The organism is Mucilaginibacter galii (assembly GCF_014635825.1).
Lineage (GTDB): Bacteria > Bacteroidota > Bacteroidia > Sphingobacteriales > Sphingobacteriaceae > Mucilaginibacter > Mucilaginibacter galii.
Genome location: NZ_BMDO01000010.1, coordinates 155,108 through 179,793, shown reverse-complemented (window position 1 = coordinate 179,793; position 24,686 = coordinate 155,108). Strand labels below are relative to the sequence as shown.

The 24,686-nt window shown below is 40.4% G+C and carries 23 protein-coding genes; 20 read left to right on the top strand and 3 right to left on the bottom strand.

The features are described from left to right. Window positions 1–4 precede the first annotated feature (4 nt). The 16 genes from IEV61_RS17035 (at window position 5) to IEV61_RS16960 (ending at window position 17,865) form a co-directional block, all read left to right on the top strand. The gene (locus IEV61_RS17035; protein ID WP_188418254.1) at window positions 5–1,123 is read left to right on the top strand and encodes a glycosyltransferase; all 1,119 of its coding nucleotides are present in this window, start codon (window positions 5–7) and stop codon (window positions 1,121–1,123) included. Window position 1,124: 1 nt separating this feature from the next. After that, window positions 1,125–1,973 carry a hypothetical protein gene (locus tag IEV61_RS17030; RefSeq protein WP_188418253.1) on the top strand — a complete coding sequence of 283 codons (849 nt, stop codon included), beginning with the start codon at window positions 1,125–1,127 and terminating at the stop codon, window positions 1,971–1,973. Beyond that, window positions 1,970–2,998, top strand: coding sequence for a glycosyltransferase family 4 protein (locus tag IEV61_RS17025; protein ID WP_188418252.1), 1,029 nt, complete (start codon window positions 1,970–1,972; stop codon window positions 2,996–2,998). Before IEV61_RS17030 ends, IEV61_RS17025 begins: the two co-directional genes overlap by 4 nt. Before the next feature lies 1 nt (window position 2,999). Continuing rightward, entirely contained in the window at window positions 3,000–4,241 is a 1,242-nt protein-coding gene (locus IEV61_RS17020) for a glycosyltransferase family 4 protein (protein WP_188418251.1), read from the top strand. A gap of 25 nt (window positions 4,242–4,266) precedes the next feature. Continuing rightward, entirely contained in the window at window positions 4,267–5,325 is a 1,059-nt protein-coding gene (locus IEV61_RS17015) for an acyltransferase family protein (RefSeq protein ID WP_188418250.1), read from the top strand. A 42-nt stretch (window positions 5,326–5,367) separates the two neighbouring features. Beyond that, window positions 5,368–6,531, top strand: a complete 1,164-nt coding sequence (locus tag IEV61_RS17010) for a glycosyltransferase family 4 protein (protein WP_188418249.1) — start codon at window positions 5,368–5,370, stop codon at window positions 6,529–6,531. 142 nt (window positions 6,532–6,673) lie between these two features. Further along, entirely contained in the window at window positions 6,674–8,020 is a 1,347-nt protein-coding gene (locus IEV61_RS17005; RefSeq protein ID WP_188418248.1) for an O-antigen ligase family protein, read from the top strand. A gap of 91 nt (window positions 8,021–8,111) precedes the next feature. Then, window positions 8,112–9,275, top strand: a complete 1,164-nt coding sequence (locus tag IEV61_RS17000) for a glycosyltransferase (RefSeq protein WP_188418247.1) — start codon at window positions 8,112–8,114, stop codon at window positions 9,273–9,275. A 30-nt stretch (window positions 9,276–9,305) separates the two neighbouring features. After that, window positions 9,306–10,439: an XrtY-associated glycosyltransferase XYAG1 gene (locus tag IEV61_RS16995; RefSeq protein WP_188418246.1), complete on the top strand. Its 1,134-nt coding sequence runs from the start codon at window positions 9,306–9,308 to the stop codon at window positions 10,437–10,439. Between the two features lie 38 nt (window positions 10,440–10,477). Continuing rightward, a complete protein-coding gene (locus IEV61_RS16990; protein WP_229747186.1) occupies window positions 10,478–11,266 on the top strand; it encodes a glycosyltransferase family 2 protein in 789 nt (262 codons plus the stop codon). Beyond that, window positions 11,266–11,841, top strand: coding sequence for a WcaF family extracellular polysaccharide biosynthesis acetyltransferase (locus tag IEV61_RS16985; RefSeq protein ID WP_188418245.1), 576 nt, complete (start codon window positions 11,266–11,268; stop codon window positions 11,839–11,841). Before IEV61_RS16990 ends, IEV61_RS16985 begins: the two co-directional genes overlap by 1 nt. A gap of 149 nt (window positions 11,842–11,990) precedes the next feature. Further along, a complete protein-coding gene (locus IEV61_RS16980) occupies window positions 11,991–13,268 on the top strand; it encodes a WcaI family glycosyltransferase (RefSeq protein ID WP_188418244.1) in 1,278 nt (425 codons plus the stop codon). Window positions 13,269–13,329: 61 nt separating this feature from the next. Beyond that, window positions 13,330–14,442: a GDP-mannose 4,6-dehydratase gene (gmd, locus tag IEV61_RS16975; protein WP_188418243.1), complete on the top strand. Its 1,113-nt coding sequence runs from the start codon at window positions 13,330–13,332 to the stop codon at window positions 14,440–14,442. Window positions 14,443–14,449: 7 nt separating this feature from the next. Beyond that, a complete protein-coding gene (gene fcl / locus IEV61_RS16970; protein ID WP_188418242.1) occupies window positions 14,450–15,388 on the top strand; it encodes a GDP-L-fucose synthase in 939 nt (312 codons plus the stop codon). A 32-nt stretch (window positions 15,389–15,420) separates the two neighbouring features. Next, window positions 15,421–16,737: a UDP-glucose dehydrogenase family protein gene (locus IEV61_RS16965; RefSeq protein WP_188418241.1), complete on the top strand. Its 1,317-nt coding sequence runs from the start codon at window positions 15,421–15,423 to the stop codon at window positions 16,735–16,737. Window positions 16,738–16,884: 147 nt separating this feature from the next. After that, window positions 16,885–17,865: a UDP-glucuronic acid decarboxylase family protein gene (locus tag IEV61_RS16960; protein WP_188418274.1), complete on the top strand. Its 981-nt coding sequence runs from the start codon at window positions 16,885–16,887 to the stop codon at window positions 17,863–17,865. A 117-nt stretch (window positions 17,866–17,982) separates the two neighbouring features. On the opposite strand, the gene IEV61_RS16955 is transcribed toward IEV61_RS16960, so the two are convergent. Next, window positions 17,983–18,294 carry a DUF3467 domain-containing protein gene (locus IEV61_RS16955; protein ID WP_188418240.1) on the bottom strand — a complete coding sequence of 104 codons (312 nt, stop codon included), beginning with the start codon at window positions 18,292–18,294 and terminating at the stop codon, window positions 17,983–17,985. Between the two features lie 365 nt (window positions 18,295–18,659). Between IEV61_RS16955 and IEV61_RS16950 the strand changes: the two genes are divergently transcribed. Genes IEV61_RS16950 through IEV61_RS16940 form a run of 3 tightly spaced genes read left to right on the top strand, consistent with a single transcriptional unit; the run spans window position 18,660 to window position 21,588 of the window. Then, window positions 18,660–19,172, top strand: coding sequence for a tetratricopeptide repeat protein (locus IEV61_RS16950; protein WP_188418239.1), 513 nt, complete (start codon window positions 18,660–18,662; stop codon window positions 19,170–19,172). Further along, the gene (locus IEV61_RS16945; RefSeq protein WP_188418238.1) at window positions 19,156–20,601 is read left to right on the top strand and encodes an ankyrin repeat domain-containing protein; all 1,446 of its coding nucleotides are present in this window, start codon (window positions 19,156–19,158) and stop codon (window positions 20,599–20,601) included. Before IEV61_RS16950 ends, IEV61_RS16945 begins: the two co-directional genes overlap by 17 nt. 12 nt (window positions 20,602–20,613) lie before the next feature. Further along, on the top strand, window positions 20,614–21,588 hold the full coding sequence (locus tag IEV61_RS16940; RefSeq protein WP_188418237.1) for an ankyrin repeat domain-containing protein: 975 nt from the start codon (window positions 20,614–20,616) through the stop codon (window positions 21,586–21,588). Window positions 21,589–21,620: 32 nt separating this feature from the next. Here IEV61_RS16940 and IEV61_RS16935 read toward each other — a convergent pair whose 3' ends face one another. Together IEV61_RS16935 and tssD are read right to left on the bottom strand one after the other, a co-directional pair. Further along, window positions 21,621–22,448, bottom strand: a complete 828-nt coding sequence (locus IEV61_RS16935; protein WP_188418236.1) for a hypothetical protein — start codon at window positions 22,446–22,448, stop codon at window positions 21,621–21,623. A gap of 276 nt (window positions 22,449–22,724) precedes the next feature. Beyond that, entirely contained in the window at window positions 22,725–23,234 is a 510-nt protein-coding gene (tssD, locus tag IEV61_RS16930; protein ID WP_188418235.1) for a type VI secretion system tube protein TssD, read from the bottom strand. A gap of 476 nt (window positions 23,235–23,710) precedes the next feature. On the opposite strand from tssD, the gene IEV61_RS16925 reads away from it, so the two are divergent. Next, on the top strand, window positions 23,711–24,667 hold the full coding sequence (locus IEV61_RS16925; RefSeq protein ID WP_188418234.1) for a glycoside hydrolase family 43 protein: 957 nt from the start codon (window positions 23,711–23,713) through the stop codon (window positions 24,665–24,667). Window positions 24,668–24,686 lie beyond the last annotated feature (19 nt).

Sequence of the window (24,686 nt, the reverse complement as noted above, 5' to 3'; positions counted from 1 at the left end):
CAGAATGCTAAATGTTGTTTTTATATGCGGTTCGTTAGAAGCAGGCCATGATGGTGTGGGCGACTACACTCGTAAGCTCGCTTGCCGTATCATAAAAGCCGGCCATAAGGCTGCTATGATAGCTTTAAACGACCGTTTTTTAAGTGAAACCTATGAGGGCTTGCAGCATGAAGATGATGTGAATATTGCAACGCTGCGTATACCGGCAAAAGTTGCTGATATAGAAAGATACAGAGACGTTAAAGAATGGATCGCAAAAAAAGAAGCTAACTGGATTAGTTTACAATTTGTACCGTACTCATTCCATATTAAAGGCCTGCCTTATGCTTTTTTTAAAAATTTGTCTTTTTTAAAAAGTGGCGGCTTAAAGTTGCATGTGCTGTTTCATGAATTATGGCTTGATAAACCCGAACGCTTTTCACAGCGTGTAGTTGCTACCTTGCAAAAACTGATTATTTCAATGGGCATACGTTCTATCAAGCCCGAATCAATTGACGTAACAATATCTTATAATCAACAACGGTTAAAGAGCATAACCATAAAAGCCAATGTTTTAGGGCTTTTTGGTAATATAACAAAGGCCGACCATCTACTGAATTCTGAGCCAATTGTTCCTGCTGAGCATAAATTCAAAATATTATATTTTGGTGGTCCACCGCGGCACACCTATTTTGATCAAGTAATTAATGGGCTGATTAAGTTTTGTAAGCAACATGCTAACGAGGTTGAAATTGAAGTGGTAAGCGGTAATTCTAAAGATAAAGACATTTTTGTAAAGGCCTTAATAGATAAGCTATCTCCATTTGGCACCATTATAAATGACCATGGGTTTCTTGCATCTGAATCCCTCAGTATATTGTTGAGTGCCTGCTCGGTAGGTATCGTTAGGTCTGAACCTTACTTTATAGGCAAAAGCGGCTCGGCAATAGCCATGCTCGAACACGGCTTAGCCGTGTGGTTACCTAAATGGGATGGGAATGACACAATAGATTATGGCTTTCGTAGCGATTTGATATATGCCGATTTGGAAAAGGCAGCACAACACAAAAGTAAGCCTGCATACAAATCACTACTACCCGAAGTGTCTCAACAATTTATTTCGACGCTTACTAACAATTATTAATATGGCACAAACTGTTTATACTTTATTATGTCAACGTGATTTGCCAATGGCTTTAGTAACCTTGCCTAAAATTTTACAATGTTTAGAGCCACAGCAGCAGTTTGTGATTTTTGATGATGGTACGTTTACTGAATCTACCATTCAAGTGCTAACCGAACTTTCTGAAAATTTAAGTATCGTAACCCGCAAACAGCGCGACGAGGAAGTTAATCAGGCGTTAAGCAAATATCCTAACTGCCGAAAATACCGCGATGAGTTTCCGTTAGCCTTTAAAATGCTTGATATACCGCTTTCAGTAATTAAAAACGGAGGAGGACGCTACACCTTTACTGATTCAGATATCATTTACCTTAAAAATGGTCGCGATTACTTTAACAGAGATGTAAACACCTATCTTAAAACAGATGCTATAAAACTTTCGATTAAGCTTCAAGATGGATTATTAAAGCATAAGTGGAAAATACCGATGCGATTTAATTCCGGCTATTTTAGCTTTGATGTAAAGGATTTTGACCTTGACTTTATTAATCATTACTTAGGATTGCCCGACGTTCGTAATATGCCGTGGTTAAGCGAACAAACCTGCTGGGCGCTGTTGTTTGGTCGTGCGGGTAAATCTTATTGCCCTAAAGAAAACGAATTTGTTTGCCGTGAAAAGTTTGAGGGGCCACAAGCCGATACTTTAGCTATTCATTTAATTGGCGGATTGAAAAATAAATATGTGGAATGGTCTGCTGTAAATATACATTCGGAAGCAGAGCTTGTTAAGCCTTCGTTTGAAGTTTCAAGAAATATTACTTTGATAGACTGGTTAATTAAAGTTGCCCGAAGACATTCCCCTATAAAATGAAGATATTATTTATAACGCATAAGTTTTACCCTGATATTGGCGGTATTGAAGTTAACTCTGAAATACTGGCTTTAGCATTTCATAAAGCCGGGCATGAGGTGCGCTTAATTACCTGGACACCAAATACCGGTGAACGAACTTTTCCATTCACAGTAATAAGACATCCAAGTACTGCGGTTTTAATGAAGGAACATCGCTACACCGATGTTGTATTTGAAAACAATCCTTCTTTGAGGTTAGCCTGGCCGGCTATCTTTTTTGGTAAACCAAGTGTAATAGCACTCCGGACCTGGGTAAATCGCTCTGACAATGGCGATGCATGGCAAGATAAGTTTAAAAAGATGTGGATCAATCGTTCGGCGGCCGTAATTGCTGTGAGTGAGGCTGTGCGTAAAAAGTGCTGGCCCGGAGCATTGGTTATAGGCAACCCATACAGACAAAATTTATTTAGAGTTTTACCTGAGGTGGGAATCAAGCAGGATTTTGTTTTTATGGGCCGTTTAGTTTCTGATAAAGGGGCGCATTTAGCTGTTGAAGCACTCCACATAATTACTCAAACCCAACCTGAGAAAAAACGCCTCCTCACCATTATCGGAAGCGGGCCTCAGCAGTCACAACTGCAAGAGCTGGTTATAAAATATAACTTGAATGAACAAGTAACATTTACAGGTGCCTTAAGTGGTGAAGAATTAGTAAAGTGCCTTAATAAGCACCATTACCTGTTAGTGCCATCCACTTGGGAAGAACCCTTTGGAAACGTAGCGTTAGAAGGGATGGCCTGTGGTTGCTTGCCAATTGTTTCAGATGGTGGCGGTTTACCAGACGCTGTTGGGAATGCCGGTTTAGTTGTGGACCGCGGTAGTGCTCAGGCATTAGCAAACGGCATCATCAGTTTGCTAACCAATCCCCAGCAAGAACAAATTTTACGTAATGCTATGCCTGCACACCTGATAAATCACCATCCTGATACAGTTTCTAAAAAGTATCTGGATGTTATAGAAAAAGCTTACGCAGATCATAAATAACATGAAGGTAGTACTTTCGCAACTTACCGGTAATGCTAACGTTAAAGCGGCTGCGCACGGTTTTATAAAAGCCGATGTTTTAGCAGCATATTACGTATCGTTATCAGTATTTCCAGGTAGCTTTTTGGACAAGATTAGTGCTTTAGGACCACTTTCTGAATTTAAACGCAGGCAGCACGACCCAGTTTTAAAGCCATATACACGAAATTGGCCTTGGGTAGAACTTGCCCGTATAATTGCTACAAAAGCAGGTTTTCAGAGTCTTACTGTTCCGCAAACTGCACCCTTATATATGCATCGGGTTGTAGAAAAGTTTGATCAATTCGTAGCCTCTGGATTAAGATCTGAATTAAAAAAAGGTGCAACTGCGGTTTACGGTTATGAGGATACCGTGTTGTCTACGTTTCGCGAAGCTAAAAGACTAAATTTAACACGACTATACGATTTGCCTATTGGCTACTGGCGTGCTGCTCATGCAATATTAGATCTCGAACGTGAGCGCTGGCCCGAATGGATACCTACGCTTACAGGATTAAAAGATTCGGAAAGCAAACTTGCCCGTAAGGAAGAAGAGCTGCAATTGGCCCAGCATATATTTGTGGCCAGCAATTTTACAAAAAGTACTTTAAAAGAGTATCCGGGGCAATTAGCTCCGGTAGAGGTTATACCTTATGGTTTTCCACCCATTGCTAAAGATCGCACTTACAGTTCAGGCGGTGCTAATAAGCCGCTAAAGCTCTTGTTTGTTGGAGGGCTTTCGCAGCGCAAGGGTATTGCAAACCTCTTTGCTGCTGTAGACAATATTGGTCATCATGTTGAATTAACCGTAGTTGGGAGCAAGAAAAATGATGAATGTGTGCCGTTAAATAATGCTTTAAAAAAGCACCGTTGGATTCCAAGCTTACCACATCAGCGTATTTTAGAATTAATGCGTGAAAACGATGTGTTGGTATTTCCATCACTGTTTGAGGGATTTGGACTTGTGATCACCGAAGCGATGTCGCAAGGGATGCCGGTTATCACCACCGATAGAACCATTGGCCCCAACTTTATAGAGAGCGGAAAGAACGGTTGGCTGGTAGAAGCCGGATCAACCCAAACCTTGCAAGAAACAATTGAACAGATCCTTAATCAGCGTGACATTATTGCTGATATGGGAAAAGCCGCTATGGCAACTGCCGGAAAAAGACCGATGGAAATATACAGTTACGAATTGGCAAAAGCGGTTAGCCTGGTAAAGTAAAATATTATATTAAAATCAACATTTAATGAGTAATAGTAGAAGTTTTGGACTTGATTTTACCCGTGCACTGGCTATTAGTTTAGTAATAGTTGCTCATTTTGCAAAAACGAACGAATATTTTGGATTTTGTGGTGTTGAGATATTCTTTGGTTTAAGTGGCTTTTTAATAGGTCAGATATTATGGCGTAATTTTTATGGAACCAACGATTGGACTAAAGCTCACGTACTAAATTTTTGGTCGCGCAGATGGTGGCGTACCCTGCCCAATTACTACTTATTTATAATTGTAAGTATTGCTTTTCATCATTTTTATTACAGCAAATTACCTTCACTCACTTCACTCTTGAAATTCTTATGGTTCGGTCAAAATTTACTGGAACGTAACCGTGAATTCTATGGTGTTTCGTGGAGTTTATGTATTGAGGAGTGGCTTTACTTATCTTTCCCTATTATATTGTTTATTTCCAGCAAAATTGTAAAAAACAAGGGTGTATCTTTTGTGCTCACGCTGTTTACAATTTTCATTGGTTGTGCACTTATCAGAGAGTACTTGCTTCATACAGATCAAGCCGATTCTATCAGAACTATCACCCTCGCCCGTATAGATGCTATTGCTTACGGCATTGGTGTGGCTTACTTCTTTATGGTAAGGCCTTCCTCAACAGGAGTAAAGGCATTGGCTTTTGGTGTTGGTTTTCTACTGTTGATAACGCCAATAATTATTACAATTTATACACATACCAAGGCTGATACGTTACTTCAAAACAAATATTTACTTGTATTAGCTCCTTTAGGTGCTTCGCTAACGCTTCCTTTAATTAGTAAATGGAATTGGCAGGCAGGCCGCTTTGACTTTATAGCCCAGGCTGTTGAAAAGATAAGTTTGTGGTCATACTCCATTTATTTGTCGCACATACCAATTTTATTTACAGTTTATTCAGTAATGGGAAGCGCACGCAATAATTTAGTTGGAAACATCTTTTCAAAAATCTTAGGCTTGGCAATAACACTGATAGTATCGGCGCTTTTGTTTAACTACTTCGAATTGCCTTTAACGCGTAAAAGACCACACGAATTAAAGTAATCAATTATCCAAACGCCTAAAGCTACTTTTACCATACCATTAATGAAACAGTTAATATTTATAAACTCTCATCCCATTCAATACTTTGCCCCAATGTATAAGTATTTGAACAACGAGGGGATCAAAGTGCAGGCCTGGTATTGTACAGATTCATCTATCAAAGGCGGCTATGACAAGGAGTTTGGTACTGAAGTGAAGTGGGACATTCCATTGCTCCAGGGTTATGAGCATCATTTCTTTAAAAATTATGGTAGTTATGAGAAAGGAAAGCGCGGTTTTTTTAGCTTAATGAATTTTGGATTAATTAAAAATTTATTCAAAACTCAAAAATCTGTAATTGTGGTTCATGGGTGGCATTATTTAACTCATTTTTTAGTTATAATGCTTGGTAAGATGGCAGGCCACACCATATGTTTACGAAATGATGTACCACAAAGCCACGAAGCGCTAAAGGTTGGTTGGAAGCAAAAAGTAAAAAAGTTGGGTTTGAAATTGTTTCTTTTCCCCCGGGTGAATTACTTTTTATATATAGGTACTCAAAACAAACTCTTTTATAAAAGCTACGATCTGGCCGATAACCGGCTTTTGTTTTGTCCTTACGCTGTGGACAATGACAGGTTTAAACTTGAGAAAGATATGCTTGCTGATAAAATTTCAGCAATAAAGGGTAGCTTTGGAATTGCGGATGAAGACAAGGTGATTGTTTTTTCTGCGAAATACATTTCAAAGAAAAGACCGCTTGATTTACTGCAGGCTTTTAATAATCTGCAGGCAGATAACTGCTGGCTAATTTTTGTTGGTGAAGGGGAGCTTAGAGGCGAAATGGAAAAATATATTCAAGATCACGATCTTAAGCGCGTTATCTTGACTGGTTTCGTTAACCAATCGCAAATAACGAGCTATTATGCCATTGCCAATGTTTTTGTAATGTGCTCGTCGTTTGGCGAAAATTGGGGCTTATCAGTTAATGAGGCAATGAATTTCGATTTGCCTTTGGTTGTTTCCGATTTAACAGGGTGTGCCGACGATTTAGTTTTGGAAGGTGTTAACGGCTATATAATTAAGACAGGCGATGTGGCTCAGCTTACTGATCGCATTAGAAAAGTGTTATATCAAAAATCGCTCACATGGCAGCGATCTTCAGAAAATATAGTTGCTGATTACAGCTACGGCGCAGTAGCTAAGAATATTGTGACTATCTTGTAAGGTGCTAACTAAAGCGTATAATTTAACTTTGATGATAGTCAAAACAGCTTTAGTGAAAATATGAAACAGCTTTTCAATTATAATATACTTGCATAGTAAGCATAAAAATGACTTTTTTGATTAACACTTTAATATTCATCTAATGACGTCAACCTTAGTTGAACAACGGTCAGTCAAATCTGCGCTTAAACCAAGGATTAAATTTTATCTGGACAAAAATGATCCAAACTATAAGCTTAAGATGGCTATATGGGGCTATTTTTTTCTTTTGATCTTTGAGGGTGCTTTGCGTAAATGGATATTACCGGGTTTAGCAAGTCCGCTGTTACTTGTTAGAGATCCTGTAGCTATATATTTGATCATCTTAGCTCATCAAAAAAAGATGATGCCAGCCAGCCCATATTTATATATAATGACCTTTGTAGGAGTGATCAGTGTTTTCACTGCAGTATTGGTTGGCCACGGGAGTATAACTGTAGCGTTATATGGTGCACGTGCTTTATTATTACATTTTCCAGTTATATTTATTATTGGAAGTGTTTTTAACAGAGATGATATCATATTAGCTTCTAAGGCGATGTTATGGATTTCCATACCTATGACAATCTTGATAATATTGCAGTTTTATAGTCCACAGTCGGCTTGGGTAAACCGGGGTATTGGAGGTGATGAAAGTGGAGGAGGGTTCAATGGCGCAATGGGTTTTTACCGACCACCCGGTACATTTTCTTTTACCAACGGAGTAACATTGTTTTACCAGTTTTTAGGCCCTTTTGTGTTTTATTACTGGTTATATACCAAGTCTGTAAATCGTTGGCTTCTTGTTGCGGCAACAGCAGGGTTGCTCATATCGGTTCCTTTGTCATTAAGCCGAGCAAACTTCTTTGGTTTATTAATAGTGCTGGCATTTACATTACTTGCGGTTTCAAGAAAACCGGCATATTTAACACGGGTTTTAGGGAGTACTGTAGCTATATTTGTCGTCGTGTTCATATTAAGCCAGCTTCCTATTTTTCAAACATCTTTAGAAGCTTTCACTGCCCGTTTTGAAGGTGCAAATGAATCGGAAGGCGGCTTGCAAGGTGTTCTGGTCGATAGATATTTCGGGGGGTTATTATCCATATTTACAAAATATAACGATCTTCCCTTTTTTGGGTATGGGCTAGGTTTAGGAACAAATCTTGGAGCACAGCAATTTCATCTTACAGCAATTCCGGAGGGAGAGTGGGGTAAGATTGCGTGGGAACAAGGATTGCTTTTAGGACTTACCGTTGTGTTTTTAAGATTGGGAATATCATTTAGCATGCTAATAAAAAGCTACCAAAAGCTCTCGGTTGGCGATTTGCTTCCATGGATTATGTTGAGCTGCCTTTTACTTAATTTGCCTCAAGCTCAATGGAAGCAGCCAACAAGTTTAGGTTTCTCCATTATCATTGCTGGTTTTCAAATGGCAGTTTTAAAGTCGCCTAAAAAGAAAATGGTTAGCTAATTTATTAGGCATCAATTGTTATTGAGTTGGTTTATTTTATCAACAACCCACGATCAAATTTTACATCTGCCGGTGATCTGATTACATATACATGAATATTGTTTTTTTAACTCATCCAAGTTTTCTTAATTCACAAAGTATGCCGAGGTTTGCTTCAATGCTTGCCGACGGTATGCGCGCACGCAGACATCAGGTTGAGGAATGGACAGCCGAAGCTGTGTGTTACAACAAGTCATTTCCGGCAAGTTTGAGAAAGTGGTTGGGTTATATAGATCAATACATTATTTTCCCATTCAACGTAAAGAAGAAAATAAAGAGGAGTTCTTCAGATACGCTCTTTGTGTTTACAGATCAAGCACTAGGTCCGTGGGTGCCATTGTTAGCTAACCGGCCACATATAATACATTGTCACGACTTTTTAGCACAACGTTCTGCTTTGGGAGAGTTTGAGGAGAATAAAACTGGCGCAAGTGGTCAGAAATATCAGGCCTACATCCGTAAGGGTTACCAAAAAGGTAAAAACTTTATTTCTGTATCGAAAAATACGCAGCAAGATCTACATCGATTTCTGCCTCAAGCACCAAAACTATCTGAAGTAGTTTACAATGGCTTAAATCAATCTTTTGAAATCACTAATTCATTCGAAGCGAAAGATTATATAAGTAAAGATATAAGCGTGGATCTTGCCGAAGGATATTTACTACATGTTGGAGGCAACCAGTGGTATAAAAACAGGAAAGGGGTAATTGATATTTACAATGCATGGAGAGATAGTTTTAACCAAAAATTAAAATTACTCATGATAGGTGCTCCACCTAATGAGTTGCTCAAGCAGGCGCAGCAATCTTCTATATATGCGAATGATATCCACTTTTTAACAGGTAAAGACGATGATTTTGTTAGAAAAGCATATGCCGGCGCTACATTATTCTTATTCCCATCTTTAGCCGAAGGTTTTGGATGGCCAATTGCCGAAGCTATGGTATCTGGATGCCCTGTGGTTACAACAAACGCAGCACCCATGACAGAAGTTGGAGGTGATGCCGCATTCTATATAAATCGCAAGCCATTTCAAAGTAATAAGGATTGGGCTAGCGATGCTGCATTAGTAGTTAATCAAGTTCTTAAAACCAGTTTAGAAGAAAGAGAGCGAATTGTCAAGGCAGGTATTGCAAATGCTGGCCGGTTTGATACCAAGAAGTCGCTCGATCAAATAGAAAATCTTTATAAACATGTATTGAAAGGGTCGGAGTAAATCTCAGCTCAATATGTTAAATTATTAAAAATGAACATTCTGCACATTGTACCTTCATACAAGCCGGCCTACATTTATGGTGGGCCTATTGAGTCGGTTGCCCGCCTGTGTGAAGGTTTGGTAGCGGCAGGCAATACCGTGCATGTATATACCACTACTGCTAATGGTAAAACGGAGCTGGAGGTACCTGTAGGGCAGCCTGTTGATGTGGAAGGCGTGCAGGTTACTTACTTTAAGCGTATTACTAAAGACCCCACCCATATTTCACCGGCACTTTGGAAAGCACTTAATCAAAACGTTAGTCAATACGATGTGGTTCATATTCATTCCTGGTGGAACATACTGGTAATGGTGGCTGCTAAAATTTGCCTTTCTAAAAAGGCCAAAGTTATTATAGCACCACGCGGAATGCTTAGTCGCTATATTTTCAATTCGGGAAGTAGCAAAGTAAAAAAGCTAATCCACAATTTATTCGGGAGAAATCTGTTAGCTAAAACACAATTTCATGCTACCGCCCAGGCTGAATATATAGAGTGTGCCGAACTTATACCCGGATGGAAAGGCTTTGTGCTTCCAAACATCATTGCCCTACCTGACATTCCCATAAAGCATCAACAAAATGATGCGTTCACGCTTATCTTTTTATCAAGAATACATCCTAAAAAGGGTTTGGAAATATTGATAGAAGCCATAAGTAAAGTAAGTTTTGAAGTGAGGTTAAAAATTGCCGGCAACGGCGATGAAGAATATATTGCTCAATTGAAGCAATTAGCTGTTCAGATAAGAGTCGATTATAAAATTGAATGGCTTGGCTGGATGAATAGAGAGCAAAAGTTTGTTGAGTTGATGAATGCCGATCTTTTTACACTCATCTCTTTAAACGAAAACTTTGCCAATGTGGTCATCGAGTCTTTGCATGTGGGTACGGCCGTGCTTATCTCTGAAGATGTTGCATTGTCTGCCTTCATAAAAGAAAAGGACATGGGTTGGGTTTGCGGTTTGCAAACAGATGATGTGGTGAGTAAACTGACTGATGCACAAGCACAGTTAGCAAAACGTAATCATATCAGAACCACAGGTCGGGATGTTATCGAAGAAAACTTCTCGGAGCAAAAGCTTATTAAGAGCTATTTGGAACATTACAAAGAAGTTGCCGATTTATAGCGAATAAATGCAATATTTAAATTAATATTGGGGATAATATGGAAATTACCGATGCCGGCATTCTGCAAGCAGTAATCTTAACGAAAAATGAAGAGCCTAATTTGAAAAGAGTGCTCGATCGTTTAACTTGGATTGGCAAGGTTGTAATTGTTGACAGTTTTAGTACCGATGCTACGCTGGAAATAGCTAATTCGTATCCTAACGTTACGTTAGTGCAGCGAGCTTTTGATACGCACGCCAACCAATGGAACTACGGTTTATCATTAGCAAATGCTAAATGGATATTAAGTCTTGACTCTGATTACGTACTCACTGATGCTTTTAGTAACGAAATAAAGCAATTTATCAAAGATGATAATTGCTCGGCATACGATACGGAGTTTATGTTCCTGGTATTTGGCAGGCCTCTGCGTAAAGACAATACTACTCCACGTCCGGTACTGTTTAAAAAGGCCGATTGTATATATTATGATGACGGACATACTCAACGTTTAAGAATTAATGGTCCAACCGGAAAATTCAAAAACGCGATACTTCATGACGATCGTAAATCGTTAAGCCGCTGGTTAAGTAACCAGGATGGCTATTCTATTAAAGAGTGTAATAAATTGCTGAGCTCTTCAAATACGGATATATCTTTCAGTTCGAAGATCCGCAAGAACAAAGTATTAGCTCCATTTTTCGTATTTTTTTATTCGCTGTTTGTAAAGGGCCTCATTTTTAATGGTTGGGCGGGCTGGCATTATACCTTGCAACGCACCATGGTAGAAATGCTGTTGGCATTGAGACTAATTGAAGAGGAAAAGTTAAAAGATAAAACTAATTAATGGCCGCTACTTCAAACCCCGCTTCGAAGGTTAACCTGCACGAATTTAATGCAGGGGAATTTGACCGTGGTGCTGGTAAACTTAAAGAGATGCTTTGGTATCTTACCAAAATGGTATTCTTTTTATCAGCCTTTCCGTATCCTAATGCTATTAAAGTTGCGTTACTGAGAGCTTTTGGAGCCAAAGTTGGTTCGGGAGTGGTTATCAAACCCAGGGTAAACATTCATTTTCCATGGAAGTTAGAAATCGGCAACGATGTTTGGATAGGAGAGGAAGCTTTCATTCTTAACTTTGAAAAGGTTTTATTGGGCAGCAATATTTGCATATCTCAGCGGGCATTGTTATGTGGCGGTAACCACGATTATAGAAATCCGGCAATGCCTTACCGCAACGGTCCAATTACTCTACAGGACGGAGTTTGGGTTGGTGCATGCTGTTTTGTTGGCCCAAATGTAAACATCGGTTTTGATACCGTAGTAACAGCTGCCAGTGTAGTAACCAGCGATTTGAACAGTAATAGTATTTATAAAGGTAACCCAGCAGTTTACATTAAAAACAGGTGGAATAATATTTAGACTAACTTAACCTTTAGTTAAGTCAATTATATTATTTATATTTAAACATTATTATATTTGGCAACAACGTGATGTTTTGTTTACTTTGTTGTGAAAATTGTATATATTAACGCCGTGAATTAATAGTTATTATTAATTTATATAATTCAATGAAAAACCCCAAAATTCTATTAATCAGCCATAACTTTTACCCGGAATTAACGGGTATAGGTAAATATAATGGTGAAATGATAGAATGGCTTTCAAAGAATCATTATGACTGCACGGTAATAACAACATTTCCTTATTATCCTCATTGGCGTGTACAAAAGCCGTACAATAACCGGTGGTACAAAAAGGAAGTGATTAATTACAAAAACAGTGATAATCCAGTTACTGTTTACCGCTGCCCTTCCTATATTCCTGAAAAGCCGACGGGTAAAAGGCGTATGGTGCAAGACATGTCTTTTTGGTTTTTCAAGTCGTGGGTTATATTTAAGTTAATGCTTTCGTCAAAAAAGTTTGATCTGATCATTACTGTTGCTCCTCCATTTCATCTTGCATACTTAGGTTTAATGGTAAAAAATTACTCCGGCGGAAAGCTATTATACCATATACAGGATCTTCAAATTGAGGCAGCTCAAGATTTAGGAATGTTGTCGAGTAAAAAGCTGTTAGATAAACTCTACGATATTGAATATAATATCTTGTCTAAAGCAGATTATATCAGCAGCATTTCGGAAGGAATGATTGATAAAATTAAAGCTAAGGTTGATAAAGAAGTTTTGTTTTTCCCTAACTGGGCCGATACCTCATTTTTCTTTCCTGTTTTACAGCGGGATACATTAAAAACCAACTGGGGGTATCAGCCTGAAGATGTCATATTTCTATACTCGGGTGCCATTGGTGAGAAGCAAGGTCTTGAGAATATTATCTACGCAGCCGATTTACTAAGACACGACCAACTTATCAAATTTATTATTTGCGGCTCGGGCCCTTACCGCGATAAATTGATCAAACTTGCCGAAGAAAAAGGTTTAAATAATATCAACTTTGTGCCGGTTCAGGATAAAGAAAAATTCAATGAGTTTTTAAACCTTGGAGATTTTCACCTTGTATTGCAAAAAGCCAACGCCGGTGATCTCGTAATGCCATCAAAGCTTACTACTATTTTGGCCGTGGGTGGCGCAAGTATTGTAACCTGCTCTCCGGGTACCTCACTACACAATGTGGTTAGCAAACACGATTTGGGCTACATTATTGAACCGGAAAGCTATCAACTACTGGCTGATGGAATTTTGATGGCTAAGAATGATAAGGCAGTTGCTGATGTGAAAAGGGAGAATGCCAGGAAATATGCATTAGAGTTTCTTGATATAGACAATGTAATGAGTACTTTTATGGGCCGGGTTTCTAAAGAGCCGGTACCAGTTGTACAAGTAATATAAATATAATGAAGGTGTAGATGAACACTCATTTATCTGAACTTCGAATTTGCTAAAGATAACAATGAAGAAAGCACTAATAACAGGAATAACAGGTCAGGATGGGGCCTATTTAACAGAATTATTGTTGGACAAGGGGTATGAAGTGCATGGTATTAAACGCCGTAGCTCACTTTTTAATACCGACAGGATTGATCATTTGTATCAGGATCCTCATGAAGACCATCCTAAGTTAGTGCTGCATTATGGTGATCTTAGCGACTCTACTAACCTGATCCGCATAATTCAGCAGGTACAACCCGATGAGATCTATAATTTAGGTGCCATGAGCCATGTAAAGGTGAGTTTCGACACACCTGAGTATACTGCCAATGCCGATGGTATTGGTACGCTGCGTTTATTGGAAGCCATCAGAATCTTAGGTTTAGAAAAAAAGACCCGCATTTATCAGGCATCCACATCAGAGCTTTACGGTTTGGTACAAGCCGTACCACAAAGCGAAACTACGCCATTTTACCCAAGGAGCCCTTATGCAGTAGCCAAGCTATATGCGTATTGGATCACGGTAAATTATCGTGAGGCATACGGCATTTATGCCTGTAACGGTATATTGTTCAACCATGAAAGCCCGTTGCGCGGAGAAACTTTTGTAACGCGTAAAATAACGCGTGCCGTTGCTAAGATTGCTATGGGCCTGCAAGACAAGATCTATTTGGGTAATCTTGATGCACAGCGCGACTGGGGCCATGCCAAAGACTACGTAGAGGCAATGTACCTAATCTTACAACAGGAAACCCCTGAAGATTTTGTAATAGCTACCGGCGTAACCACGCATGTACGTGATTTCGTAAGCATGGCTTTTGCTGAAGTAGGCATCACCATTGAGTACAAAGGCCAAGGTGTAGATGAAAAAGGCTACGTAGTAAGCAGCAGCAACTCTAATTTCCAGGTAGCGGCAGGTACAGAAGTGGTAGCGGTAGATCCTAAATACTTCCGCCCTACAGAAGTTGAACTGCTTATCGGTGACCCAACCAAATCAATGACCAAACTGGGCTGGAAGCCTAAGTATGACCTTAAAGGCTTGGTAAGCGAAATGGTAGCAGCCGATGTTGATCTGTTCCAACGCGAAAAATTGTTAAAAGAATCTGGCTACAAAATCAAAAACCAGTTCGAATAACCTGAAAATGAATAAGGAAGCAAAGATATATATTGCAGGTCATCGTGGTATGGTAGGGTCGGCCATCAAACGTAAACTCGAACAGGAGGGGTTCACTAACTTCGTGACCCGAGTGTCTTCGGAGTTAGATTTGCGCAACCAACAGCAAGTAGCTGATTTTTTTGAACAAGAGAAGCCCGTTTACGTATTTCTTGCCGCAGCTAAAGTAGGAGGCATTGTTGCTAATAACACTTATCGTGCAGAATTTTTGTACGATAACTTGCAAATCCAAAACAACGTTATCCATTCAGCACACTTAAATGGTGTAGAAAAACTTATGTTTTTAGGTTCAAGCTGTATCTATCCAAAGATGGCTCCTCAGCCGTTAGAAGAAGATTACCTGCTTACTGGTCCGCTGGAGGAAACGAACGAGCCCTACGCCATTGCAAAAATTGCAGGTATTAAAATGTGCGACGCTTACCGTGCACAATATGGTTGTAATTACATTTCCGTAATGCCAACTAACCTGTACGGTTACAATGACAACTATCATCCTCAGAATTCTCATGTTTTGCCCGCATTAATTCGCAGGTTTCATGAGGCCAAAGAGCAAGATTTGTCATCGGTTACTATCTGGGGAACGGGTTCTCCTAAAAGAGAATTTTTATTTGCCGATGACCTGGCTGCGGCATGCTACTATCTGATGGAAAATTATAACGAGCCTGGTCTGGTAAATATTGGAACAGGTGAGGATCTTTCGATTAAGGAATTAGCCGAATTAGTGAAAGAAACAGTGGGCTACGAAGGTGAGATCACATTCGATACATCAAAACCTGACGGCACTCCACGCAAACTGATGAATGTGTCTAAACTGCACAGCAAAGGATGGAAGCACACCATCGAACTTCCTGAAGGTATTAAACTTGCTTACCAGGATTTTTTAAGTAAACAAACTGTAAGTCAATAACAATTATCAAATAATAATTTAAAGCATACAATATGAGAATAGCCGTAGTTGGAACGGGATACGTGGGATTGGTAACAGGAACTTGCCTGGCAGAAACAGGTAACGAGGTGGTGTGTGTAGACATCAACGAAAAGAAGGTTGAAATGATGAAGGCGGGAAAGCTGCCCATCTACGAACCAGGTTTGGAGCAGCTGTTCCACCGCAACATTGCTCAGGACAGGCTGAAATTTACCTCTAATCTTGCCGAAGGTATTCAGGATGCCAAGATCATCTTCCTTGCACTGCCTACCCCTCCGGGTGGAGATGGTGCAGCGGATTTGAGCTACGTACTCGGCGCAGCAGGCGATATTGCAAAATTGCTGACCGACTACAAAGTTATTGTGACTAAGTCAACCGTACCTGTAGGCACGGCAGATAAAGTAACGGCAGTAATGCAACAGCATGCTGCACCAGGCATTGAATATGCCGTGGTAAGTAACCCTGAGTTCTTAAGAGAAGGCGTAGCGGTTGAAGATTTTATGAAACCCGATCGCGTTGTTGTAGGTACTACCGACGAACGTGCACGTAAACTGATGGCTGAACTTTATGGCCCGTATGTGCGCCAGGGTAACCCGGTTATTTTTATGGATGAGCGTTCTTCTGAGCTTACTAAATACGCTGCTAACTCTTTCCTGGCCACCAAAATCTCTTTTATGAACGAGATTGCCAACCTGTGCGAATTAGTTGGAGCTGATGTGGATATGGTACGCAGGGGTATTGGAGCTGATGATCGTATCGGTAAGCGTTTCCTGTTTGCGGGAATTGGTTACGGCGGAAGCTGCTTCCCTAAAGATGTTCAGGCATTGGCTAAATCTGCAGAGGAAAACCGTTACGACTTCAAGATTTTGAACTCGGTAATGGAAGTAAATGAGATTCAAAAGACGGTATTAACCGAAAAGGTAAAGAAATACTTCAAAGGTGACCTTGCAGGCAAGCACTTTGCCCTGTGGGGATTGGCTTTTAAACCAGAGACTGATGATATTCGCGAGGCTCCTGCATTGTACATTATTGATGCATTGATTGAAGCTGGTGCAACGGTAAGTGCTTTCGATCCTGAAGGTATGGCTAATGTAAAAGCCATGTTAGGTGATAAAATTACTTACGCTGAAAACCAGTATGATGTATTGAAAGATGCTGATGCATTGTTGATCGTGACCGAATGGTCTTTATTCCGCACACCTGACTTTGATAAGGTAGAAAGCCTGCTCAAAGCAAAAGTGATTTTTGACGGACGTAACCTTTACGATCTTGATAAGATGGTTGACTGTGGTTTCTACTACAATTCAATAGGAAGGAAGGAAGTGAAGTAAATGTATAGATGTTGGATACGCAGATGTGCTTGAGAAGAAATGGGATTTTACATCAACCTATCTTATTTGCATTGTAAATTCAATATCTACACATAGCATTATTCACTTATTATAACATTCAAAATACACTCATTGAACACAATGAACATACAAGGCAAAAGAGTACTCATTACGGGCGCAGCAGGTTTCCTGGGTTCGCACCTGTGCGACCGTTTCATCAAAGAAGGCTGCCGTGTGGTGGGTATGGATAACCTCATTACCGGCGATCTGAAGAACATCGAACACCTGTTCAAGCTGGAGAACTTCGAGTTTTATAACCACGACGTATCCAAGTTTGTGCACGTATCTGGCGATGTGGATTACATCCTGCACTTTGCATCACCTGCATCACCTATCGATTACCTAAAGATACCTATCCAAACGCTTAAAGTAGGCTCCTTAGGTACGCATAATCTTTTAGGGCTTGCTAAAGCCAAAGGTGCCCGCATTTTGGTAGCCAGCACCTCAGAAGTATATGGCGACCCGAACGTAAACCCGCAGCCCGAAGAATACTGGGGCAACGTTAACCCGGTAGGCCCAAGAGGCGTATATGATGAGGCCAAGCGTTTCCAGGAAGCCATTACCATGGCTTACCATACCTTTCACGGTGTGGAAACCCGCATTATCCGCATTTTTAACACTTACGGCCCAAGAATGCGCCTGAACGACGGACGTGTATTGCCTGCATTCATAGGCCAGGCCTTAAGGGGCGAACCGCTGACCATGTTTGGCGACGGCTCACAAACGAGGGCATTTTGCTACGTGGATGATTTGGTAGAAGGCATTTACCGCTTGCTACTGAGCGATTATGTGCAACCGATGAACATTGGTAACCCGGATGAGATCACGATCAAAGAATTTGGTGAGGAGATCATTAAGCTTACCGGTACCAATCAGGAACTTATCTCAAAGCCATTGCCTACAGATGACCCTAAGCAGCGCCGTCCGGACATTACCAAGGCCAAAGCCATTTTAGGCTGGGAGCCAAAGGTAGGCCGTGCCGAAGGATTGAAGATCACTTACGAGTACTTCAAGTCACTCCCGCAGCATATTATTGAACATAAAGAGTTTACGCAGTATAATAAATAGTAAACGCTTCAAATAAGAAAGTCCCCGCTGATAAATTCATCGGGGACTTTTTATGTTGAGATACAATATCTTTTCTTGAACGGTATCTGCCAAATACAAAGTACAATTAATCGTGATTTAAGCTTGTCCTATAGTACCGTTAAAACTTATGGGCATAACTGGCTTAGGTGCTTCACTTTTTATTAAGCCATTTGCTGCTTCATATTTTTCTATGTTATCTTCAAGTGCCGAGAGTAGTCGCTTAGCATGCTCAGGCGTTAAAATTACTCTGCATTTCACTTTGGCTTTTGGTAAACCCGGCATTACCCTTATAAAGTCTGCCACAAATTCAGTGCTTGAATGTGTTATAACGGCAAGATTGCAATAAGTACCATCTGCAACTTCCTCTGATATTTCAATATCTAACTGATCATTACGCGTTTCGTCCATGTTTTATATTTTACAGAAAGGTAGAAACTTTTTCTGCTAAGTGTACAAATTTGTTTGATTTAATCCACACTTGTTTAGTTGATAACTAAAATAGCTTGTCCTTTTCATAAAAGTATATTGAAGACACAAAGCTTACATATTGAATCAGATCACCAGAAAAAGCGGATCATTCTCATATATTGAGTGCTGGATAATCAATTATCGGGGTGGGGGAAATACATATTCTAACTGGCTGATCCGACAATCATCAGCAACTCAGCGTCTAAATAAATATTTAAGAGTAAGCGCCTTACACTTGGTTAATGCTTCTGCTAAAACATTTAATGGCACTTTTTGCTTTTTAAATAGACACCAGTAATTATTACATGCTGTTAGGATCAACCGATACCCGTCAGACTTACGCACAAGAGGAAGCCTTAATTATTGATTTAATAGGCCAGATGCGTTACGCGGAGGCTTATTTGCTTTTGAAAAAAGAGTTGCCTCATGAGCCGTCTACCCAGTATAATCTGGCATTGTGCCACTACTGGGCCGGCAACTACCAGGAAGCATTAATATGCCTGGATAAAGCCAAAACCGCATTGCCTCGCAATGCAGGTGACCCCATGTTACAGAACGACCAGTTTTACAGCGTTATGAGCCAAAAGCAAAACCAACAAGAGGAGTATTTAAAACCGATCTCTAAAAAATTCACGAATCTCTTCGGCGTTAGTACCAACGATGCTATCATAAGATTAAAAACAGACTGCTGGCTGCAACTGGGTAATTTTTCCAAGGTAATAGAAATAGCAACACCCATTGCTTCTAAGAATTATAAAAACATAGCCGATGCTTTGCAAGTAGCTACAAACCGTAATACAGATGAACAACGAATTTAATCAAATCAGGGATGCTTATCAGCGCAATATGTTCGCTTCAGAGAATGACCGTATCGATATTAAGGCTCTTTATCAGTCACTTTCAGATACCACTATTATAAACGAGAGTGGTGAAAACCTATACCATTTAGCCGCCCGCTTTACCGATATTGATGCCCTCAAATTTTTAAATGAAGCCGGCCTTAAACCTGCTGTTGATAAGTATGGCAACACGCCATTGCATACCCTTACTACAACCAAGTTTGAATTAGATGGTAAGGATATGGAAGCCAAGGCCGATAAAATTTACCAAACAGCAAGCTTGCTGTTTAATTTGGGTGTTAATCCAAAAAAGAAAAACGATTCGGGCAAGTTGGCCTATTTTGAGGCAGGGTTGCTTTATATGTATCCGTTCATAAAAGCCATGGGCAATGCTGGTGTAAAAATGGATGCCCCCATAGACGAAGGTAAAAACCTGTTGCATGCCATTTGCGACAAGTTGGTGCATCGTAAAACCATAGCTGGTGCTGTTGAAGCGGCAACTAATACAATACGCATCCTGTTAGAAAAAAGCGGAATTGATCCTGAGGATAAAGATGTTTATAATACAACTCCATTAACCTACGCCCAGCGTAGTGGTGTGAAGGAGATAGCGGCTTTACTATCGGGCGATGAAGGCGATACGGCCACCGGCGGTATGACTATTCATGAGGCCGTGCTAAACCGTGATACCACAGCTGTTGAAGTGCTGATCAAGTCAGGTGTAGATTTGAACGAAGTTTCTGACCAGTACAGCCGTACACCTTTAATGCTGGCTATCGAATATCCCTCGCTGCCTATGGTTGAACTATTGGCTAAGGGCGGTGCTAAGGTGAATTTTAGATCGGGCAACGGCGAAACAGCGGCGTTTTACCTCGTTAATAAAGCGGTAAGCAACTTTGGACGTGGTATGAGTAAGGATTTGAAGGACGTAGTTCTGATGCTGCGAGCGCTGATCAATCATGGTTTAACGATAGATGCTGCAGCGGATAATGAAAGCAATACAGTGCTGAATCTCATTTGCCAGGCCGGTTACCTGGCCGATTTAAATACGCCCTTGGCCGAAGAACTCATTGAAGCGGGCTGCAACGTTAATCAGCCTAATGCCTGGGGTAAAACTCCGTTGATGAGCTTTTCCGAGCGTGGCAACGAAGCAAAGTATGGAATTGCCGAGTTATTATTAGATAACCAGGCCAATACAAATTACGTTGATAAGAATGGTAATACCGCGTTGATATATGCAGCAGGTAACCCCGATAAAATGTCAGGTAAAAAGATAATATCGCTGATATTGGAACAGGATACGGCCATTGCAAATCATGTGAACAATGCCGGTGAAACTGCAATGGATGTTGCAATAAAAAATGATAATGAAGCCGCTGTAAAGCAATTGCTTGAAGCCACAGCTTAAAACCGATACTTTATGGATAATATGTTTTTAAATGCATGTAAAAGTGCGCAAAAAGGAGTTATACAGGCCTTCCTGAAAAAAGGAGGCATAAACGTTGATAAGCGCGATGCCTTAGGTAACACTCCGTTATACTATGTGAGCATTAAGGGTGCAAAAGACATCGTTAAGATGTTGTTGGATGCAGGAGCTGATGTGAACCTGGCTAATAATTCCAGCGAAACACCACTTCATTGTGCCGCCCGCATTGGGAGCAAAGAGATAATACAGCTATTGGCAGATGCAGGAGCCGATGTAAATGCAAGCAACAATACAGGCCAAACTCCTATATTCTACTCGGTTTTAGCACATAAAACCGAAACCGCACTATATCTTATAACATTAGGTGCTGATACCACCGTTAAAGATAATGCAGGCTATAATGTACTTGACCATGCCACCGCCAATGGCATGCGCGATTTGGTTACGGCGTTGTCGGCCAATAATACAGCTCAAAAAGACGACCATGGTAATACGCCGCTTCATCAGGCAGTGTACAACAATCAAAGCGAAACAGTTATGGCCTTGCTTAAGCCGGGAACCCTAAATGTGAACGAATTAAATAATGATGGTGTTACCCCGCTTATTTTGGCCGTAAATAATGCTAACATTCATGTGGCCGAACTGCTGATTAAAGACGGCGCCGATGTTAACCTGCACGTGTTGAGCGGAAATTCGGCGCTGCATTACGCCGCCGGGCAAGGCAACCAGCATTTGGGTAAAACATTGATCAAAGCCGGCGCCGAGGTAAACTCACGGAACAGTTACAGCGAAACACCGCTGATAGTTGCCGCCCAGTGCGGTTTCAACGATTTTACCGCCATGCTTATCGAAAATAGTGCAGATGTAAACGCGGTAGATAACGATGGCCATAGCGCTATGCACTTTGCCAGCGAAAGGGGTTATACCGAAATATTAGAACAACTGTTAACCGCCGGGGCAGAAGGTTAACAGTTGTCAAATTGGCTATGATCAGGATGCTTTTAAGCTATTTTTATGGAGTTAACACCTGCAATTAGTGCTCGGTTCATGTAATCGTACAGGTAAAAAGACAGGTCATTATTTCTTTGATTGTCTTCTTCGGTTTCAAAACTTATGTCGTTCCATGAACCCATGCCGCCAAACACATGTGTAGACATGGCGGCATAAATGAGTTGTAAAGTAGATTGATCATAGCCTTCTACGTTAATCTGGTCAGTATGCCAGTCGTTAGCGGGTGCATTACCATCTAAAATATCAAGCGCCTCCTTAAATATATCGGCCCAGTTAGTCAGTTGGTGTTGTTGCGCAAAGCTCTGTATATCTGTCAACACATTGTGTAAGCCCTCTCTTACCTGTAACGGATCGGGGCAAAAATCAATGGTGTCAGTGTTAGCAACAGTTCTACCATAACTTACCGACCATATATTGCTTTCGGGGTCATCTGGTAAAGTTACTTCCCAACGGGCAGCCCAAAAATCTGAGTAAGAGCTATAAATGGTTTCAATAAGCCAGGTGCCACCCCCGCCTACAAAACCCGCCAGCTTATGATCAGGTGTGCCATCGGGATTGTTTTCTGAAGGATGGTAATAAGCTTTTAAACCCTTGCATCCTTCATGTTTAAGCAACTCAAACCAGTGGGCGGGTGCGGCAGCTACTTCATTTTCGGTTGGTCCGCCCTCTGGTGTAGAGTCGAGGTAAAGAAAATTGGTTTTATTGCAAAACTTGAATGCGTTATTACCTGGATAATAGTTTTCAGGCAACTGCCCGGTTTTTAAAAAGTGATTGCCGAAGGTAATTAAAGATAGCAGTTGGCTGGTTGTTCCGTTCATCGGTATGTTTTTCTAAGCGTATTAAAATAGTGGTTAGGCGGCCATTTTAAGTTTCTTGTTCTCGTAGAAGTAATTATAAAAAAAATTAAAGCAGAACCAGGGATAAAGCACAATACGAATAGGTACAGCCAATTACAGGCTCCATAGTATAATATGGTTTATCGGTACTGCAATCATTAACAACAGGCATAACACTAATACTATCATCATATCAGATGCTGATAGTACCTTGTATATAAAGAAGGTAACCCAAACGGGAGATTTAAATGGCAGCCCTTATTGCTCAATATTGATGCCGTTTATAGATACCTCCTTACAGCTGAAAGAGATGGCCGATGCGCCATAAGATTCTCCGTAAGATGCAGTAGAAAACTGATCGGAATAACTGTAAAGACTTGCCTGTTTAAATTTTATAGTGCGGGTGGGGTTTTTACCGTAAGTATCTATAATAGTGATGGTGCCATCAAAATGACTCTGCTTTTTTGCAAATGCCATCAACAATTCATCACTCACTTTTTTGGCATCTACGGTAATGTAAAAAGCGCCGGGATAAAGGCTTGCTATCTTTGTTTTAGCGGTATCTTTTACTCCAGCAACTGGCGCTAAATCGTCATTAGAGCGTGACAAAGATGTATTCACCGAATTTAAATCAGTTACAACACTTTTACCATTATAAATTATGGTCAACTGCATCTTAGTGCGATTTTCTTCAGATTGCGCGTAGGTATTTTGCCAAACTGTTATTGATAATAGAATAGTAGCGGCAAGAGATAATAGAACTTTCATAGGTGTATAATTTTGGATTGTTATGTGCTTAGCTTTAGATTATATTGTGATAGAAATTTGTCAACATTGAAGGCAAATCCTGTTTTTAATTTGAAGCAACATCGCTTTTGACAATTTATGATCTTTTAATATTTCTCTTACCTAAACCCATAGCTCGGAGTCTTGTTTGATGTAACTTACTTCATATCTGCATTCCTGTGCCATATAAATGGTCAATAGCATTTTCTAAGGATTCGTTACTATAATGAGGTTTTAAAGTCATAACTCTACCGGTGATTCCATTAATTAAACATCTTTTCTATCCTTTTGAACAATTGATGTGCGAAAGATTTTAGCCTTGACTTACTTTAGCCTTTAGGAAATGCATGCGTTCGGCATGGAGTAAATGCCGATAGTAAGTATCTTCAACTATACCAATTATGAAAGCGAGCATCTGCTGTACTTGCCCAAACAAATTATAAGAGAAGAAAATAACCATGAATAAAAAACTGACCACTTTGGCATTAGCTTGCCTTGCCTTTTTGGGCGCCAAAGCTCAAAACCCCATCATCAAACACATCTTTACCGCCGATCCAGCTCCCATAGTTTACAAGAACAAAGTGTACCTGTACACCGGCCATGATACCGCCTCAGTAACGGCAACCAATTACAAAATGCCCGACTGGCATGTGTTTTCTTCCAGTGATATGGTGAACTGGAAAGATCACGGTGTTTTGTTGTCGCCACAAACCTTTTCATGGGCCACTGGTGATGCTTATGCAGCGCAATGTATAGAGCGCAATGGTAAATTTTACTGGTTTGTTTCTACGTTTCACAAGAGCGATGCGGATAGCAAGGGCGGAGCAGCCATTGGGGTTGCCGTTTCAGATAGCCCGACGGGCCCGTTTAAAGATGCTATTGGTAAGGCACTTATTGTCAATGAAATGACCACAGATTTGAAGCATTCATGGGACGATATAGATCCTACAGTTTTTGTGGATGATGACGGACAGGCTTATTTGTTTTGGGGTAACGGAAGCTGCAAATGGGTAAAGCTCAAGAGCAACATGACCGAGATGGATGGTGCCATTACCACCTTCAAACCTAAAAATTATATTGAAGGCCCTTGGATATATAAACGCAAAAATCTTTATTACCTTGTTTACGCAAGTGCTGGAACAAAGCCCGAGATGATCGAATATTGTACGGCTACAAACGTTGCCGGACCTTGGACTTATCGCGGCATTATACAGGATAATGTGCCTAACAGCTTTACCACGCACCCGGGTATTATAGATTTTAAAGGCAAATCTTACTTTTTTTACCACAACGGTTCGCTACCTACTGGAGGTAGTTACAGACGGTCAATTTGTGTAGATTACATGTACTACAACGCCGACGGAACCATACAAAAGATCATTCAAACCAAAGAAGGCGTTAAGCCCGCCAAATAAAATTACCGCTTTCTGAGAA

Excerpts from the sequence above, each read along its gene's own strand:
- IEV61_RS17035 (WP_188418254.1), top strand. The coding sequence starts at position 5 with ATGCTAAATGTTGTTTTTATATGCGGTTCGTTAGAAGCAGGCCATGAT.
- IEV61_RS17030 (WP_188418253.1), top strand. The coding sequence starts at position 1,125 with ATGGCACAAACTGTTTATACTTTATTATGTCAACGTGATTTGCCAATG.
- IEV61_RS17025 (WP_188418252.1), top strand. The coding sequence starts at position 1,970 with ATGAAGATATTATTTATAACGCATAAGTTTTACCCTGATATTGGCGGT.
- IEV61_RS17020 (WP_188418251.1), top strand. The coding sequence starts at position 3,000 with ATGAAGGTAGTACTTTCGCAACTTACCGGTAATGCTAACGTTAAAGCG.
- IEV61_RS17015 (WP_188418250.1), top strand. The coding sequence starts at position 4,267 with ATGAGTAATAGTAGAAGTTTTGGACTTGATTTTACCCGTGCACTGGCT.
- IEV61_RS17010 (WP_188418249.1), top strand. The coding sequence starts at position 5,368 with ATGAAACAGTTAATATTTATAAACTCTCATCCCATTCAATACTTTGCC.
- IEV61_RS17005 (WP_188418248.1), top strand. The coding sequence starts at position 6,674 with ATGACGTCAACCTTAGTTGAACAACGGTCAGTCAAATCTGCGCTTAAA.
- IEV61_RS17000 (WP_188418247.1), top strand. The coding sequence starts at position 8,112 with ATGAATATTGTTTTTTTAACTCATCCAAGTTTTCTTAATTCACAAAGT.
- IEV61_RS16995 (WP_188418246.1), top strand. The coding sequence starts at position 9,306 with ATGAACATTCTGCACATTGTACCTTCATACAAGCCGGCCTACATTTAT.
- IEV61_RS16990 (WP_229747186.1), top strand. The coding sequence starts at position 10,478 with ATGGAAATTACCGATGCCGGCATTCTGCAAGCAGTAATCTTAACGAAA.
- IEV61_RS16985 (WP_188418245.1), top strand. The coding sequence starts at position 11,266 with ATGGCCGCTACTTCAAACCCCGCTTCGAAGGTTAACCTGCACGAATTT.
- IEV61_RS16980 (WP_188418244.1), top strand. The coding sequence starts at position 11,991 with ATGAAAAACCCCAAAATTCTATTAATCAGCCATAACTTTTACCCGGAA.
- gmd (WP_188418243.1), top strand. The coding sequence starts at position 13,330 with ATGAAGAAAGCACTAATAACAGGAATAACAGGTCAGGATGGGGCCTAT.
- fcl (WP_188418242.1), top strand. The coding sequence starts at position 14,450 with ATGAATAAGGAAGCAAAGATATATATTGCAGGTCATCGTGGTATGGTA.
- IEV61_RS16965 (WP_188418241.1), top strand. The coding sequence starts at position 15,421 with ATGAGAATAGCCGTAGTTGGAACGGGATACGTGGGATTGGTAACAGGA.
- IEV61_RS16955 (WP_188418240.1), bottom strand. The coding sequence starts at position 18,294 with ATGGACGAAACGCGTAATGATCAGTTAGATATTGAAATATCAGAGGAA.
- IEV61_RS16950 (WP_188418239.1), top strand. The coding sequence starts at position 18,660 with ATGCTGTTAGGATCAACCGATACCCGTCAGACTTACGCACAAGAGGAA.
- IEV61_RS16945 (WP_188418238.1), top strand. The coding sequence starts at position 19,156 with ATGAACAACGAATTTAATCAAATCAGGGATGCTTATCAGCGCAATATG.
- IEV61_RS16940 (WP_188418237.1), top strand. The coding sequence starts at position 20,614 with ATGGATAATATGTTTTTAAATGCATGTAAAAGTGCGCAAAAAGGAGTT.
- IEV61_RS16935 (WP_188418236.1), bottom strand. The coding sequence starts at position 22,448 with ATGAACGGAACAACCAGCCAACTGCTATCTTTAATTACCTTCGGCAAT.
- tssD (WP_188418235.1), bottom strand. The coding sequence starts at position 23,234 with ATGAAAGTTCTATTATCTCTTGCCGCTACTATTCTATTATCAATAACA.
- IEV61_RS16925 (WP_188418234.1), top strand. The coding sequence starts at position 23,711 with ATGAATAAAAAACTGACCACTTTGGCATTAGCTTGCCTTGCCTTTTTG.